The 15,201-nt window shown below is 58.0% G+C and carries 16 protein-coding genes; 3 read left to right on the forward strand and 13 right to left on the reverse strand.

What is annotated here, in order from left to right:
* Positions 1-12 precede the first annotated feature (12 nt).
* Positions 13-1,194 (reverse strand): Na+/H+ antiporter NhaA, encoded by a 1,182-nt coding sequence (gene nhaA, locus BLW11_RS09235; protein ID WP_048358997.1) that lies wholly within the window; start codon positions 1,192-1,194, stop codon positions 13-15.
* Between the two features lie 251 nt (positions 1,195-1,445).
* Here nhaA and BLW11_RS09240 point away from each other — a divergent pair, with 251 nt between their 5' ends.
* On the forward strand, positions 1,446-2,540 hold the full coding sequence (locus BLW11_RS09240) for a PLP-dependent cysteine synthase family protein (protein WP_048358996.1): 1,095 nt from the start codon (positions 1,446-1,448) through the stop codon (positions 2,538-2,540).
* 57 nt (positions 2,541-2,597) lie between these two features.
* Here the strand turns inward: BLW11_RS09240 and BLW11_RS09245 are convergent, their stop codons facing one another.
* From BLW11_RS09245 to BLW11_RS09255, 3 genes are all read right to left on the reverse strand, one after another.
* Positions 2,598-4,208: an NAD(P)/FAD-dependent oxidoreductase gene (locus BLW11_RS09245; protein ID WP_048358995.1), complete on the reverse strand. Its 1,611-nt coding sequence runs from the start codon at positions 4,206-4,208 to the stop codon at positions 2,598-2,600.
* A gap of 107 nt (positions 4,209-4,315) precedes the next feature.
* Complete coding sequence (locus BLW11_RS09250; RefSeq protein ID WP_048359523.1) at positions 4,316-4,987, reverse strand: COG3650 family protein; 672 nt, start codon at positions 4,985-4,987, stop codon at positions 4,316-4,318.
* 91 nt (positions 4,988-5,078) lie between these two features.
* Positions 5,079-5,678, reverse strand: a complete 600-nt coding sequence (locus BLW11_RS09255) for a short chain dehydrogenase (RefSeq protein WP_048358994.1) — start codon at positions 5,676-5,678, stop codon at positions 5,079-5,081.
* Between the two features lie 104 nt (positions 5,679-5,782).
* On the opposite strand from BLW11_RS09255, the gene BLW11_RS09260 reads away from it, so the two are divergent.
* On the forward strand, positions 5,783-6,691 hold the full coding sequence (locus tag BLW11_RS09260) for a LysR family transcriptional regulator (protein ID WP_048358993.1): 909 nt from the start codon (positions 5,783-5,785) through the stop codon (positions 6,689-6,691).
* Here the strand turns inward: BLW11_RS09260 and BLW11_RS09265 are convergent.
* The 9 genes from BLW11_RS09265 to BLW11_RS09305 form a co-directional block, all read right to left on the reverse strand.
* Entirely contained in the window at positions 6,688-7,191 is a 504-nt protein-coding gene (locus BLW11_RS09265; protein WP_048358992.1) for a DoxX family protein, read from the reverse strand. The two genes, BLW11_RS09260 and BLW11_RS09265, sit on opposite strands and share 4 nt — an antisense overlap.
* Positions 7,188-7,961 (reverse strand): HvfC/BufC N-terminal domain-containing protein, encoded by a 774-nt coding sequence (locus tag BLW11_RS09270; RefSeq protein WP_048358991.1) that lies wholly within the window; start codon positions 7,959-7,961, stop codon positions 7,188-7,190. Before BLW11_RS09270 ends, BLW11_RS09265 begins: the two co-directional genes overlap by 4 nt.
* Complete coding sequence (gene bufB / locus BLW11_RS09275; protein WP_048359522.1) at positions 7,958-8,836, reverse strand: MNIO family bufferin maturase; 879 nt, start codon at positions 8,834-8,836, stop codon at positions 7,958-7,960. The genes BLW11_RS09270 and bufB overlap by 4 nt, the downstream gene beginning before the upstream one ends.
* Positions 8,837-8,858: 22 nt before the next feature.
* A complete protein-coding gene (locus tag BLW11_RS09280; RefSeq protein ID WP_048358990.1) occupies positions 8,859-9,161 on the reverse strand; it encodes a BufA1 family periplasmic bufferin-type metallophore in 303 nt (100 codons plus the stop codon).
* A 297-nt stretch (positions 9,162-9,458) separates the two neighbouring features.
* Complete coding sequence (locus BLW11_RS09285; protein ID WP_048358989.1) at positions 9,459-10,160, reverse strand: ABC transporter ATP-binding protein; 702 nt, start codon at positions 10,158-10,160, stop codon at positions 9,459-9,461.
* Complete coding sequence (gene livG, locus BLW11_RS09290) at positions 10,161-10,928, reverse strand: high-affinity branched-chain amino acid ABC transporter ATP-binding protein LivG (RefSeq protein WP_048358988.1); 768 nt, start codon at positions 10,926-10,928, stop codon at positions 10,161-10,163.
* Positions 10,925-12,181, reverse strand: coding sequence for a high-affinity branched-chain amino acid ABC transporter permease LivM (locus tag BLW11_RS09295; RefSeq protein ID WP_048358987.1), 1,257 nt, complete (start codon positions 12,179-12,181; stop codon positions 10,925-10,927). The genes livG and BLW11_RS09295 overlap by 4 nt, the downstream gene beginning before the upstream one ends.
* Positions 12,178-13,101, reverse strand: a complete 924-nt coding sequence (gene livH, locus BLW11_RS09300; protein WP_016779736.1) for a high-affinity branched-chain amino acid ABC transporter permease LivH — start codon at positions 13,099-13,101, stop codon at positions 12,178-12,180. Before livH ends, BLW11_RS09295 begins: the two co-directional genes overlap by 4 nt.
* Before the next feature lie 250 nt (positions 13,102-13,351).
* A complete protein-coding gene (locus BLW11_RS09305) occupies positions 13,352-14,479 on the reverse strand; it encodes a branched-chain amino acid ABC transporter substrate-binding protein (protein ID WP_088500132.1) in 1,128 nt (375 codons plus the stop codon).
* Between the two features lie 362 nt (positions 14,480-14,841).
* Between BLW11_RS09305 and BLW11_RS09310 the strand changes: the two genes are divergently transcribed.
* Positions 14,842-15,141 carry a DUF2288 domain-containing protein gene (locus tag BLW11_RS09310; RefSeq protein WP_048358985.1) on the forward strand — a complete coding sequence of 100 codons (300 nt, stop codon included), beginning with the start codon at positions 14,842-14,844 and terminating at the stop codon, positions 15,139-15,141.
* Positions 15,142-15,201 lie beyond the last annotated feature (60 nt).

The raw sequence follows: 15,201 nt of genomic DNA on the forward strand, positions 1-15,201 counted from the left end.
ATTACAGCAGGGTCACGCTATGGATTGTTTACGGCTGAAGAACAGCGTGACGCCATAGCCGATAAGTGCTGCCAGGATCGAGCCGGTCAGGATGCCCATGCGGTCCATGCCCACATAGTCGCTACTGCCCGCCACGAACGCCAGTGAACCCACGAACAGGCTCATGGTGAAGCCGATGCCGCAGAGGATGGCAACGCCAAGGACCTGGCCCCAGTTTGCGCCTGCTGGCAGTGTGGCCATACCGGTCTTGATGGCGATCCAGGCCAGGCCGAAGACACCCACGGTTTTACCGATCAGCAAGCCTGCGGCAATGCCCATTGGCACGTGACTGACGAAACTGTGCAGGGTGATGCCCGTCAGCGATACGCCGGCATTGGCAAATGCAAACAACGGCAGGATCGCGTAAGCCACCCACGGATGCAGCGCATGCTCGATGGTCATCAAGGGCGACGGTTCGGAGTTTTTGGTCCGCAGCGGAATACAGAACGCCAGCGTTACACCCGCCAGCGTGGCATGCACACCGCTTTTGAGCACGCATACCCAGAGGATCAGGCCGATGATCATGTAAGGCGCAACCTTGATCACCCCCATGCGGTTCATCGCAATCAAGGCGATCAGGCACGCCGCCGCCAGCATCAGCGATACGCCAGACAGTTCGCTGGAGTAGAACACCGCGATCACGATGATCGCCCCCAGGTCATCGATGATCGCCAGCGTCATCAGGAACAGCTTGAGCGATACCGGCACACGCTTGCCGAGCAGAGCCAGCACCCCGAGGGCGAAGGCAATGTCGGTGGCCATGGGGATTGCCCAGCCGTCGAGTGCATCAGGGTAGTCTTTGTTGATGTACCAGTAGATCAGCGCCGGTACCACCATGCCGCCAATGGCGGCCGCACCGGGCAGCACCACTTGCGAGGGCTTGGACAGTTGCCCTTCAAGCAGCTCGCGCTTGACCTCCAGGCCGATCAGCAGAAAGAACAAGGCCATCAGGCCATCGTTGATCCACAGCAGCGAAGGCTTGGCAATTTGCAGGGAGCCGATTTGTACCGCTACCGGCACGTCCAGAAAGGCCATGTAGTAGTGGGAAAGCGGTGAGTTATTGATGATCAAAGCCAGAGCGGCCGCGGCAATCAACAGCAGACCGCTGGCAGCTTCCAACTGAAAGAAACGAGTGAAAGTACTACGCAGAGGCAAGGTCGCTCTCCTCGGTTAAGTAAAGGGTGCGACACCCTAACCTGTGGGGTTAGTGGTTAAAACAAAAACTATATTCTTTTTTGTTATAAGGAGGGGTTCGTTCGTGCATCGCTCAGAAGACTAGCAGTTATGTGTCAAATTGAGTCGGTATTGTGCCTGTGGTGAGTGTAGGAAATGTCTTAGGATTGGCTGTTTTTCGCTGCACAGCCTTGCTGTGCTTTCCTTCTTGTTGCTATCACGAGCCACCTCCCATGAACCAAGACCGCCAGTGGGCCCGCGAAGCCATCCGCACGATTGAAGCGGATTTTCAGCGTTGTGCTGACACCCATTTGATTCCTGTGTCGCTGCCGGGGTTGCCGGGTATCGAGTTGTACTTTAAGGACGAATCGAGCCACCCGACGGGGAGCCTCAAGCATCGTTTGGCGCGCTCGCTGTTTTTGTATGCCCTGTGCAATGGCTGGTTAAAGGCCGGTTCTGCCGTGATCGAAGCGTCCAGCGGTTCGACGGCGGTATCTGAAGCCTATTTTGCCCGGCTGCTGGGTTTGCCCTTTATTGCCGTGATGCCAGCCAGCACCTCGCCCGCCAAGATTGAGCAGATTGCCTTTTATGGCGGCCAAAGCCATTTGGTGGAGGATCCGACTCAAATTCACGCCGAATCCGAGCGGCTGGCGCAGGAAACCGGCGGCCATTTTATGGATCAGTTCACTTATGCCGAGCGGGCTACGGACTGGCGGGCCAATAACAACATTGCCGAGTCCATCTTTCAGCAACTGCGTTTTGAGCGCCACCCGGAGCCTAGCTGGCTGGTTTCCAGTCCGGGTACGGGCGGCACCACTGCCACACTGGGGCGCTATGTGCGGTATCGCCAGCACAACACCCGTGTGCTGTGTGCCGATGCCGAGCGTTCGGTGTTCTTCGAGTATTACCAGAGCGGTGATGCGGGTTTGCGCCTGGACTGTGGCTCGCGCATTGAGGGCATTGGCCGGCCGCGGGTAGAGGCTTCATTTTTGCCGAAGGTGATCGACGCGATGGTCAAGGTGCCGGACGCCCTGTCGCTGGCGGCCATGCATTACCTGGCGCAGAGCATGGGGCGGCGGGTCGGGGGTTCCAGCGGGACCAACCTGATCGGCGCATTGATTGCGGCGCAACACATGGTTGCCAATGGCGAGTCGGGTTCGATCGTGGCGATTTTGTGTGATGGCGGCGAGCGTTATGCCACGACCTATTACGATGCGCAGTGGCTCAAGGCTCAGGGGTATGAGCTGGATGGCTTGATTGCAGCGGTCAAGGCCTGCGTGGAGCAGGGCGTGGCATTGCCGGAAGGGGTGTTGCGGGAGGGGATTTAAAGCTCAAGCAAGCTGGCGCCCACAGGTTGATCCCTGTGGGCGCCAGCCGTCACGGATTTACGCTTCGATACCCAGAATGTCGCGGGCAACGGCTTCGGCAATCCGAATTCCGTCAACACCGGCCGACAGGATGCCGCCAGCGTAACCTGCGCCTTCGCCAGCCGGGAACAAGCCCTTGACGTTGAGGCTCTGCATCGACGCATCACGGGTCATGCGCAGAGGCGACGAGGTGCGGGTTTCGATACCGGTCAGGATCGCGTCATGCATCGAGAAGCCTTTGATCTGCTTCTCGAATGCCGGCAAGGCTTCACGGATGGCTTCAATGGCGTAGTCCGGCAAGGCCAGCGCCAAATCACCCAGGGACACGCCCGGCTTGTAGGACGGCTCAACGCTGCCCAGCTCGGTGGACGGTTTGCCCGCAATAAAATCGCCAACCAGTTGCGCCGGAGCCTCGTAATTGCTGCCGCCCAGCACGTACGCATGGGCTTCCAGACGTTCTTGCAGTTCGATACCGGCCAATGGCCCGCCCGGGTAGTCTTCCGGTGTGATGCCGACCACGATGCCGGAGTTGGCATTGCGCTCGTTACGCGAATACTGGCTCATGCCGTTGGTCACAACGCGACCCGGCTCGCTGGTGGCCGCAACCACGGTGCCGCCCGGGCACATGCAGAAGCTGTACACCGAACGGCCGTTTTTGGCGTGGTGCACCAGCTTGTAATCGGCGGCACCCAGTTTCGGGTGGCCGGCGTATTTGCCCAGCCGCGCACTGTCGATCAACGACTGCGGGTGTTCGATCCGGAAACCCACCGAGAACGGTTTGGCTTCCATGTACACACCACGGTCGTGGAGCATGCGGAACGTGTCACGGGCGCTATGGCCCAGCGCCAGGATCACGTGGCGGGAGTTGATCTGCTCGCCATCGGCCAGTACCACGCCGGTCAGTTGACCGTTGTCGATCAGCACGTCAGTCACGCGCTGCTGGAAGCGGACTTCACCGCCCAAGGCAATAATCTGCTGGCGCATGTTTTCGACCACACCGGTCAGACGGAACGTACCGATGTGCGGCTTGCTGACGTAGAGAATCTCGTCCGGCGCACCGGCTTTGACAAACTCGTGCAGCACCTTGCGGCCGTGGTGTTTCGGGTCCTTGATCTGGCTATAGAGCTTGCCGTCCGAGAACGTGCCTGCGCCGCCTTCGCCAAACTGCACGTTGGACTCGGGGTTGAGCACGTTTTTACGCCACAGGCCCCAGGTGTCCTTGGTGCGCTGGCGAACTTCGGTGCCGCGCTCAAGGATGATCGGCTTGAAGCCCATTTGTGCCAGCAGCAGCCCGGCGAAAATACCGCATGGACCGAAGCCGACCACAATCGGGCGGTCGTTCAAATCCTGCGGGGCCTGGCCGACAACTTTGTAGCTGACATCAGGGGCCGGATTGACGTTACGGTCATCCGCGAACTTGACCAGCAGCGGCGCTTCATCGCGCACGCTCAGGTCGACGGTGTAGATAAAGCACAATTCGGATGATTTTTTACGTGCATCGTAGCTGCGCTTGAACAAGGTGAAGTCGAGCAGGTCATCACTGGCGATGCCCAGGCGCTGCAGAATGGCAGGGCGCAGGTCTTCTTCGGGATGGTCGATCGGCAACTTGAGTTCGGTGATTCGTAACATGACAGTGTCCAATATCGGGGCCAGGTAAACCCTGGCAGCCTTAACAACGGGCGATTATAAGCTGCATGGGCGCGGGACCGTCAGCAATATGCAGCAACACTCGTCGATCAGTCGTTACGTGCACCGCCAAAATAGCCGCAACCGCGCTGGACCTGACCGTTGATCCGCAATTCGGCGCCCAGATGTTGCACGCTGCCGTTGGCGCTGTCGGTGCAACGTTGCGGGGCAACCCACAGTTCGATGCGTTGATTGTTGGCTTCGGTGGACAGGGAGAAGCGGCCATCGCCGACCTGTTCTTCAACGTAAGGCAGGGCCAGGTCCGGCTGCCCCTGGCGTTTAAGCACCATGCCCTTGCCGCCGGCCTGTACTTCCCACGCCGGGCCATTGCCGTTGGCGTGAACGGTCAGTTGCTTGAAATTGGGGTCCTGGCAGGCAGTGCTGCTGCGTTCCAGGCGATAAAGCTGTTGCAACTCGACTTCGCCGTCAGTGCCGGGTGCTTTACTGGCGACAAAACTGCCGCGAATATCAGCGAACAATTTGCCCGGTGCGTCAGGCATGTACGAAGCGTCTTGTACGAGCGAGGTGTTGGCACTGTCGCGTACCACATAGCGCTGTTGGCCGACGCACGGTTGGAACACTAGCTGGCCATTGGATGAAACCAGCTCACCCTGCAGGCGGGTCTGGCCTGCGGTGGTATCGGCGGGTTTGCTGCTGAACATCTGGCAGCCCGCAAACACGGGCAGCAGGGCGAGCAAAACTAAGGGACGGGCGACACGCATCATTGGGACTCCTGACTGGTGCCGCCACGTTACTCAGGCTCGCCGTGCATCACAAGTGAATGTGGGATGGCGCCTGGCGTGTCGATGAGTCTTAGCCAACGTTGTAGGACTGGCCGGTTTGCAAGCCTTCCACGCTTTTGGCGTAGGCCAGCGCCACATCTGCGGCTGCAACCGGTTTGAAACCACGGAAGTACGGTGCGTATTTGTCCATGGCTTCTGCCAGCACGGTAGGGCTGACCGAGTTCACCCGCAACCCGCGTGGCAATTCAATGGCTGCCGCTTTTACAAAGCCGTCCAGTGCAGCGTTGACCAGTGCCGCCGAGCTACCGGTGCGGATCGGCTCGCGGTTGAGTACACCACTGGTGAAGGTGAACGAGGCGCCATCGTTGGCGAATTCGCGACCGATCAGCATCAGGTTGACCTGCCCCATCAATTTGTCCTGCAAGCCCAGGGCAAAGTCTTTCTCGCTCATCTCGGCCAGCGGCACAAAGTTGACGTTGCCTGCTGCACAGATCAGCGCGTCGAAGCGCCCGGTCTGTTCGAACAGCTTGCGAATCGATGCACTGTCGCTGATATCCACCTGAAAATCGCCGCTTTTGCGGCCAATACGCACGATCTCATGGCGCGGTGACAACTCGCGATCAATAGCTGAACCAATGGTGCCGTTAGCGCCGATCAACAGGATTTTCATGCTGTGTTCCTTCAAGGAAGAGGTGAGCGCTCAGTCTAGTAGTGGTTTTTTAGCGCGATAAGCGCACTAATAGGCAACCTTTGGTTTTCATATGGAAACAATCCATGAGCGAAATGGATGATCTGGCGGCCTTCGCGGTGTTGATCGATGCGGGCAGTTTCACCTTGGCCGCCCAGCAGTTGGGCTGCAGCAAAGGGCAGCTGTCCAAGCGCATCAGTTTGCTGGAAGACCGGTTTTCGGTGGTATTGCTGCACCGCACCACCAGGCGTTTGAGCCTGACCGCTGCTGGCGCTGCGTTATTGCCCCAGGCCCAGGCATTGGTGGTGCAAGTGGAGCGGGCACGTCAGGCATTGGCCCGGTTAAAGGACGACATGGCCGGGCCGGTGCGTATGACTGTGCCCGTGTCCTTGGGCGAAACGTTTTTTGATGCGCTGTTGCTGGAGTTTTCCCGTGAATACCCAGAGGTGCAGATTGAGCTGGAGCTCAACAACAGTTACCGCGACATGGCACGGGAGGGGTTTGATCTGGCTATCCGTTCGCAGGTCGCCAGCCACGAACGGCTGGTGGCCAAGCCCGTGCTGAACTGGCACGAAGTCACCTGCGCCAGCCCGGTCTACCTTGAGCAGCACGGTGAGCCGACCACGCCGCAGCAACTGGCCGAGCATCGCTGCCTGCTCAACAGCCATTACAGTGGCCGCGAAGAATGGCAGTACCACCGCCAGCATGAATTGCACCGGGTGCGGGTGTCGGGACCGTTTGCCAGCAACCACTACAGTTTGCTCAAAAAGGCCGCAGTGATCGGCGCCGGCATCGCCCGTTTGCCCTCGTACATGCTCAATGCCGAATTGGCCGACGGGCGTTTATGCGGGTTGTTGCGTGACTATCAAACACGCAGTAACCCGATGTATCTGGTTCATCCGTATCAAGGCGGTTTGCCCAAGCGCACGCAGGTACTGGCGGATTACCTTGTGGGCTGGTTCCAGCGCAGTGGTGAGGCAATCAACCAGCTTTAACGAAAACGCCGGACGATCAGATGATCAATCGACAACACGCCGGGGCCTCTGGCCATCAGGTACAACAGTATTGCTGCCCAGGTGCCGTGGGTCGGGTAGGCGTCGGGGTATACGAATAGCTGAATGGTCAGTGTCATCCCCAGCAGTGCCAGCGCCGAGAAACGTGTGGCGAACCCCAGCAGGATCAGCACGGGGAAGAAGTGCTCACTGAAGGCCGCGGCGTGTGCGGCAACCTCGGGTGACAGCAGCGGGACTTTGTACTCCGTACTGAACAAGTACACCGCGGAGTCCGCCAGGTGGGGGATGCCGGGTTCAAAGGTGCCGCTCACCAGGTCGATGGCCAAACCTTCGACCTTGGTCTGGCCCGATTTCCAGAACACCGCCGCAATCGAAAACCGAGCGACAAAGGCTATCAGCGAGTGGGGGATGCGTTGCATCAGCCCGATCGCACCCTCAAGCCAGCGGCGGAGCAGGGATGGCGGCGCAGAGTGGGTGTTCATGGCGAAACCTCGCAGCAGGGGTGAAGACCAGTGATGGCGCCATGTGCAATCAACAGCGCCAGGGCCTGGCCCAGGTCAAAATCAGGGTCGGCTTCCAGGGCATGCTCAGCGGCCGGGCCCAGGCCATTGCCGTCTTTGATCAAGCGTACAAAAGCAGCGCACCCCGAGCTCACCGCAAACACCTCCACTCGCAAACCGTGGCGCAGCACCAAGGTGCTTTGTGGCTGACGTGGGTCAAGCCCCTGGATCTGCCCTTGGGGCTGGTGAGCCGCCCACAAGGCGGCTATGGCGTAGGGCGAATGCATGGCTGCGACGCCGGGATGCAGTTGCAGGTGCAATTGGGCCAGGCCTTGCGGGTTGTTGAGCGCCCGGGCCAGTAATTGTGGGTTCACTGCGCACACGTCTGCGGCGTGAAAGGCCTGGACACACAAGCGTTCGAGGCGGGCGATATCGGACAGATAAGGCAGGCTGTCAGCGGGTGCAAAGCCCTTGATGAAGTCAGCGAACTGGCCGCCATAGGTGCTCATGACCGGGTTGTCGGGCGGGAATTTCGCAATGAACATCTGCGCCATGGCCTGAAAAAAGGCTTCACCGACCAACTGTGAAACCACCGGGTAGCTGGTGGCCAGTGCGTTGATCAGGCCACTTTGCACATTGTTGCGATACACAGAGAAACGGCGGCCAACGTCGCCGTTGTTGGAGGTGATTCCGTCTGGGCAGAGTGCGTTTGGATTGAGCAGCGCTGCGCAGAAATCATCGTACATTTTCATGTTTGCACCTGTGCGCGGAGCAGGCAGTCATCGGCGAGTCGGGCTTCCTGTACCAGTTCGGCAAGTGCCGGCAGGCAGTTGTCGCGTTCGATCAGGGTGGCCGTGGGGCCCAATCGATCGAGCACCTGCCGGTACAGCGTCCATACCGCCTGATCGACCGGTGCGCCGTGGTTGTCGATCAGCAGGCGTTGACCCGGGTTGACCGTGTCTTCAGCAAAGCCTGCCAGATGAAGCTCGCCAACGGCCTGCAGCGGCAAGGCATCGATGTAGGCCAAGGGGGAGCGGGCGTGGTTTACGCAGGACACGTAGACGTTGTTTACATCCAGCAAAAGGCCACAGCCGCTGCGGTTGATGACTTCGTGGATGAAGCTGGCTTCGTCGAAGTGGGCCTCGTCGAACTCGATATAAGTTGCGGGGTTTTCCAGTAGGATCTGGCGCTGCAACAGGTTTTGCACCTGGTCCACATGCGCACAAACCCGCGTTAACGTGGCAGTGTCATAACGCAATGGCAGCAGGTCATTAAGGAAAAACGGCCCGTGGGAGGACCACGCCAGATGTTCGGAAAACATCTGTGGCTGGTAGCGATTGAGCAATATGCTCAAGCGTTTCAAGTGTTCGGTATCGAGCGGCTTTTCGCCGCCAATCGACAGGCCTACCCCATGGATCGAGAGCGGGTACTGCTCGCGGATCAGGTTCAGGTAGTGGTGGAAAGGCCCACCGGCGACCATGTAGTTCTCTGCATGTACCTCAAAGAACCCGACGTCAGGCCGGGTATCGAGTACATCCCGGAAATGCTCGGCCTTGAGCCCCAGCCCCGCACGCGGCGGAAGCTGGGGCGCGCGAGGCGCGATGAGCGAAGCAGGCAGGCTGTGCATCATCAACACTCGGCTACGCGGATCAGGATTTGGCAGTGAACGCTTTGAGTTGGCCAAAACCGGTCGCAGAGGTGCTGCTGGCGGTTTTATCGCAGGTGCCTTTAGGGACCAGTTTCCAGGCATTGGCCTGGTTGTCTGTCTTGGCGGTGCCTGCGCAGGTAGTGCCTGCACCTGCCGCGCAATCGTTGTGGCCCTTCATGGCAACCCCGAAGCACTTCTCCATATCGCCAGCAGCCTGGGCGGGCAGGGCGGCAATGCTCAGGGCGGAACCCAGAGCAAGTGCCAATGCAGCGGCGGACAGGGTGCGGGTAGTTATGTTGTTCATGGTGATTCTCCAGATCCCGGTAGCGATTGCTGCCGGCTTACCCAACTAGAGAGGCGAGATTGAAAGTTGTTACAGCCAATTTGAATTATTTTATGTAGCCGCTGAGGAGCGTAGCGAGGCTGCGATCGGTTTGGTGCGCCACTGCGACGCAGCAGTCGCAAAGCAAGATCACGCGGTCTATCAGGACATTAAGGTTTGCAGCCGATCGCAGCCTTCGTTCCTCGTCAGCGGCTACAGATTATGAGTCGTTTAACGAAAAACGGCCCCGAAGGGCCGTTTTGTATGTTGCAGGCAGGTTTAGCCGCCCAGATACGCGTCACGCACTTTAGGATCGTTGAGCAGTTGTTCGCCGGTGCCTTGCATGACCACACGGCCGTTTTCCAGCACGTAGGCGCGGTCAGCGATTTTCAGTGCCTGGTTGGCGTTTTGTTCCACCAGAAACACCGTTACACCTTCACTTCGCAGTTGCTCGATGATGTCGAAAATCTGCTGGATGATGATCGGTGCCAGGCCCAGTGATGGCTCGTCAAGCAACAGCAGCTTGGGCTTGCTCATCAAGGCCCGGCCAATGGCGAGCATTTGCTGCTCGCCACCGGACATGGTGCCGCCGCGTTGGCTGAAACGTTCTTTCAGGCGCGGGAACAAGTGCAAAACCTTGTCCATTTGCTCTTCATACTCTTGCTTGCCGGTAAAGAAGCCGCCCATGGCGAGGTTTTCTTCCACGGTCAGGCGAGCAAAAACCCTACGGCCCTCAGGTACAACGGCGATGCTTTTGCGCATGATCTGCGCCGAGGTCAGCCCCACCAGCTCTTCGCCCAGGTAGCGGATGCTGCCGCTGTGGGCTTGCGGCGAACCGCACAGGGTCATCATCAAGGTCGATTTCCCTGCACCGTTGGCGCCGATCAGGGTAACGATTTCGCCCTGACGTACCTCGACGTTGACACCGTGCAGGGCCTGGATCTTGCCGTAAAAGGTCGAGACGTTTTCGAATTGCAGCATTTACGCTTCCCCCAAATAGGCTTTGATCACTTCAGGGTTATCGCGGATCTGTTCCGGCGTCCCGTCAGCCAAAGGCGTGCCCTGGTTGATCACCACGATATGGTCGGAAATGCTCATGACCAGTTTCATGTCGTGCTCAATCAACAGCACGGTGGCGTTGTGTTCATTACGCAACACACTGATCAGCGCTTTGAGGTCTTCGGTTTCCTTGGGGTTCAGGCCAGCCGCTGGCTCGTCGAGCATAAGGATGCGCGGGCGCGTCATCATGCAACGGGCGATTTCCAGGCGTCGCTGTTGTCCGTAGGCCAGGGTTCCCGCCGGGCGGTTGGCGAACTCGGTCAGGTTGACCTTGTCCAGCCAGTACGCGGCGTAGTCCAGGGCATCACGTTCGCTTTTGCGGAATGACGGGGTTTTGAACAGCCCGGCCAGAAAGTTGGTATTGAGGTGACGATGCTGGGCAATCAGCAGGTTCTCAACGGCCGTCATATCCTTGAACAGGCGTACGTTCTGGAAGGTGCGAACCACGCCTTTGCGCGCAATCTCGTGGCCCGGCAAGCCTTCAATAGACTCACCGTCCAGCAGGATGCTGCCCGCAGACGGTTTGTAAAAACCGGTCAGGCAGTTGAAGACGGTGGTCTTGCCGGCGCCGTTAGGGCCGATCATCGACACCACCTGTTTTTCCTTGACGGTCAGGGCCACGCCATTCACCGCCAACAAGCCGCCAAAGCGCATGCTCAGGCCGCTGACTTTCAGTAACTCGCGGCTCATTTTCGCAGCTCCAGGTGAGGACGTTGCATTGGCAGCAGACCTTGCGGACGCCAGATCATCATCAGCACCATCAGGGCACCAAACAGCAGCATCCGGTATTCGCTGAACTCACGCATCATTTCCGGCAGCAGGATCATGACCACGGCTGCCAGGATGACACCCAGTTGTGAGCCCATGCCGCCCAGTACCACGATGGCCAGAATGATCGCCGACTCAAGGAAGGTGAACGATTCCGGTGTCACCAGGCCCTGGCGCGCGGCAAAGAAGCTGCCGGCAAAACCTGCAAAGGTTGCACCCAGGGTAAAGGCTGACAGCTTGATCACAGTCGGGTTCAGGCCCAGGGCACGGCAGGCGATTTCGTCTTCGCGCAGCGCTTCCCATGCGCGGCCGATCGGCATGCGCAGCAGGCGGTTGATCACGAACAGCACCAGCAGCACCAGTACCAGCGCGATCAGGTACAGGAAAATGACCTTGTTGATCGAGTTGTAGGCGATGCCAAAGTATTCGTGAAAGGTTTGCATGCCTTCGGCAGCGGTCCTGTCGAAGCTGAGGCCGAACAGCGTTGGTTTCGGGATGTTGCTGATACCGTTTGGCCCGCCGGTGATGTCCGTCAGGTTACGCAGGAACAGGCGGATGATTTCACCGAAGCCCAGTGTCACGATGGCCAGATAGTCGCCGCGCAAGCGCAGTACCGGGAAACCGAGCACCAGGCCGAAGGAGGCTGTCATCAGGCCCGCCAGCGGCAGGCAGACCCAGAAACTCAGGCCGAAGTAATGCGAGAGCAGTGCGTAGGTGTAGGCACCCACGGCATAGAACCCTACATAACCCAGGTCCAGCAGGCCGGCCAGACCCACTACGATGTTCAGGCCCAGGCCGAGCATCACGTAGATCAGGATCAGCGTGGCAATGTCTACTGCGCCGCGCGAGCCGTAGAACGGCCAGACCAGCGCCACCATGACCAGACCGAGGATGATCCAGCGCTGTGTGCTGGGCAGGGTCAGGAAGTTGGTGGCCTTGGTAGGCACTTTCGGCAGGCTGGGAGAGTTTTTCCAGGCCGTGCTCAATTGCTGGTTGAAAAACACGCGCACAAACATCAGCAAGGAGCAGATCGCGATCACGCTCAGGGTAAAGGTGCTGGTGTTGTGAACTTCGATGTTGATCCCGACGATAGTCAGTTTCAGACCGAGTACCGGGTAGGCTACGGCCCAGACCAACAGGGCGCTGAAGAGCGCCGACTTAAGATTCCTAGTCATACTTTTTCAATCTCCGGACGCCCCAGAATGCCGGTCGGACGGAACAGCAGCACCAGCACCAGCAAGCCAAAAGCCACTACGTCTTTGTACTGGTCGCCAAAGATATCGGCACCAAAGGCTTCAGCCACACCGAGTACCAGGCCACCGAGCATCGCGCCAGGAATACTGCCAATCCCGCCCAATACCGCAGCGGTGAAGGCTTTAAGGCCTACCAGGAAACCTGCGTTAGGGTTGATCACGCCGTATTGCACGCTGATCAGTACCGCCGCAACGGCTGCCAGGGCAGCACCGATCACGAAGGTCAGCGCAATGACGTTGTTGGTGTTGATGCCCAGCAGGTTGGCCATCTTCATGTCTTCGGCGCAGGCGCGGCAGGCGCGGCCCATGCGTGAACGAGAGATGAACAGGGTCAGACCAAGCATTGCGAGGAAGGTGACGACGAAGACCACAATCTGCATGTAGGAGACGATAACTTCACTGGCGCCTCCAGGGCCAAAGGTGAAGCCGCCCGGGATCAGGTTGGGGATCGATTTGTCTTTTGAGTCTTGTGCCAGTAGCACGGTGTTTTGCAGGAAGATCGACATGCCGATGGCAGAAATCAGAGGGATCAGACGGTTACTGCCGCGCAGTGGACGGTAGGCAACCCGTTCAATGCTATAGCCGTAAGCGCTGGTGACCACGATGCTGGCGATAAACGCGGCAGTCAGCAGCAATGGCACGCTGTCCAGACCCATCATGGTCAGGCCGGCAATGGCGATAAACGCAATATAGGAACCAATCATGTACACCTCGCCGTGGGCGAAGTTGATCATTCCAATAATGCCGTAAACCATCGTGTAGCCGATGGCGATCAAGGCATAGGTGCTGCCAACGTTGAGGCCGTTAACCAGCATTTGGAAGAAGTGATAGATGTCAGGCATTACAAAGCTCCTAAAAACCTGAGACGCATTTCACTGGTGGAGTCATTTTCAGGCCCGGGCTGTATGGGTTTTCACCCACTTTGAGCTCAGGTCTTCTGCCAGCGAACCGCTGGTGACGGTTTTAAAGATTTTCAGGTGGACAGACTTTCGGATCACGAAAGCGCGGCCCATTATCCGTGCGGCAAAGGCCCGTAAAACAAAACCCACTGCTAGCGCAGTGGGCTTTGAATGTCAGGCCGCAACTTCGCTCTTACTGAGGGCTTACTTCAGTTTTAGGCTTGCCGAAGTGCCATTCGTAGACCACGAATTTGAAATCTTCCACGTCACCTTTGGCGTCAAACTTCAGGTTACCGGTTGGCGTTTTGTAAGTGCCTTTGTGGATAGCTTCAGCAACTTTGGCCGGGTCTTCGCTTTTGGCTTGCTCGATACCGCCGGCAATCACTTCAACCGCAGCGTATGCCGGGAACACGAATGGACCGGTAGGGTCCTGCTTTTTGGCAGCAAAGGCTTCAACCAGTGCCTTGTTGGCAGGGTCGGCGTCGAACGCTTTTGGCAAGGTAACCAGCAGGCCTTCGGAAGCACCTTGGGCGATTTGCGAGATGGACTCGTTGCCCACGCCTTCTGGGCCCATGAACTTGGCGTTCAGGCCTTTCTCTTTGGCCTGACGCAGGATCAGACCCAGCTCAGGGTGGTAGCCGCCGTAGTAGACGAAGTCAACGTTGGCTTGCTTGAGCTTGGCAATAACAGAGGAATAGTCTTTTTCACCCGCGTTGACGCCTTCAAAGACTGCGACTTTGACGCCTTTGTCTTCCAGGGTCTTTTTAACGGCGGTGGCGATGCCTTCACCGTATTGCTGTTTGTCGTGCAGTACCGCAACGATTTTCGGTTTGACGTGATCCGCGATGTAGTTACCGGCTGCAGGGCCCTGGGCGCTGTCCAGACCGATGGTGCGGAAGATCATTTTATAACCGCGAGCGGTGATTTCCGGGCCGGTGGCGGCCGGGGTAATCATGATGATGCCTTCGTCTTCGTAGATGTCCGAAGCAGGCTGAGTGGAGCTGGAGCACAGGTGGCCGACTACAAATTTAATACCGTCATTGACCACTTTGTTGGCAACGGCAACCGCTTGTTTCGGGTCGCAGGCGTCATCGTAGTCAACCGCTTCAAGCTTTTTGCCATCAACGCCGCCCTTGGCGTTGATTTGTTCGATGGCCATTTTTGCGCCAGCAAACTGCATGTCGCCGTACTGAGTCAGAGGCCCGGTTTTTGGACCAGCGATACCGATCTTGATGGTGTCTGCGGCAAATGAATGGCTGGCGAACCCGGCCAAAACCATAGCGGCAAACAGTTTAGTAATCTGCTTCGTAGCCATCTTTATTGGTGCTCCACTCTTCTGTTGTAATTTTTATAGTCCTGGAAGCCAAGGCAGCCGGACCGGGTCTTCTCTACTAGCGAAATTCCCGGTCAATCCCCCCTGCAACTGTACCGGTACAGTGTAGAGCGCCGCTTCGACGCTTGAATAGCGTGGTGGCGAGGGAAAAAACAGGAAATGTCGCTAAAACGTAAGAAAGAGACAGAATAGCGGCGGATCAGGCTGTTGATAGTTATCAGAATGTTGCCGAATCAACCTACCTGTCCTTGGCCTTTACCTCTTTCCCCGTCTCTGTACCTTAAAATCCAGGTTTTTCTACCGGGTGGGTGGCGTTATCATTGCGCCGATTTTTTTACCCGGTGAAATCCATGAATCAAGAACCTAGCACCCTCTATGCCAAGCTGCTTGGCGAGACCTCAACTATCGAATGGAAAGCCTTGCAGCCCTTCTTCGCCAAAGGCGATCTGCTGTGGGTTGAACCCGGGCTGGACTTGATCGAGGCGGCGCAGGCCGTGACTCAGGATGATGCAGAGAAAGTCGCGGCCTGGATGGCCTCCGGCTTACTTGGCAAGATGACTGAAGCGCAGGCGCTAGACGTTCTTGAACGTGACCCGCAGCTATGGGCAGTGGTGGTTTCGCCGTGGGTAATGGTCCAGGAAAGGGCGTAAAAATAACCCTTCGCACCAAACGGGCGCATTTTTTTGCACTGCTGTGAATAGCCCGGAGTG

Origin of the sequence: Pseudomonas deceptionensis (assembly GCF_900106095.1) — a bacterium.
GTDB classification, from domain to species: domain Bacteria; phylum Pseudomonadota; class Gammaproteobacteria; order Pseudomonadales; family Pseudomonadaceae; genus Aquipseudomonas; species Aquipseudomonas deceptionensis.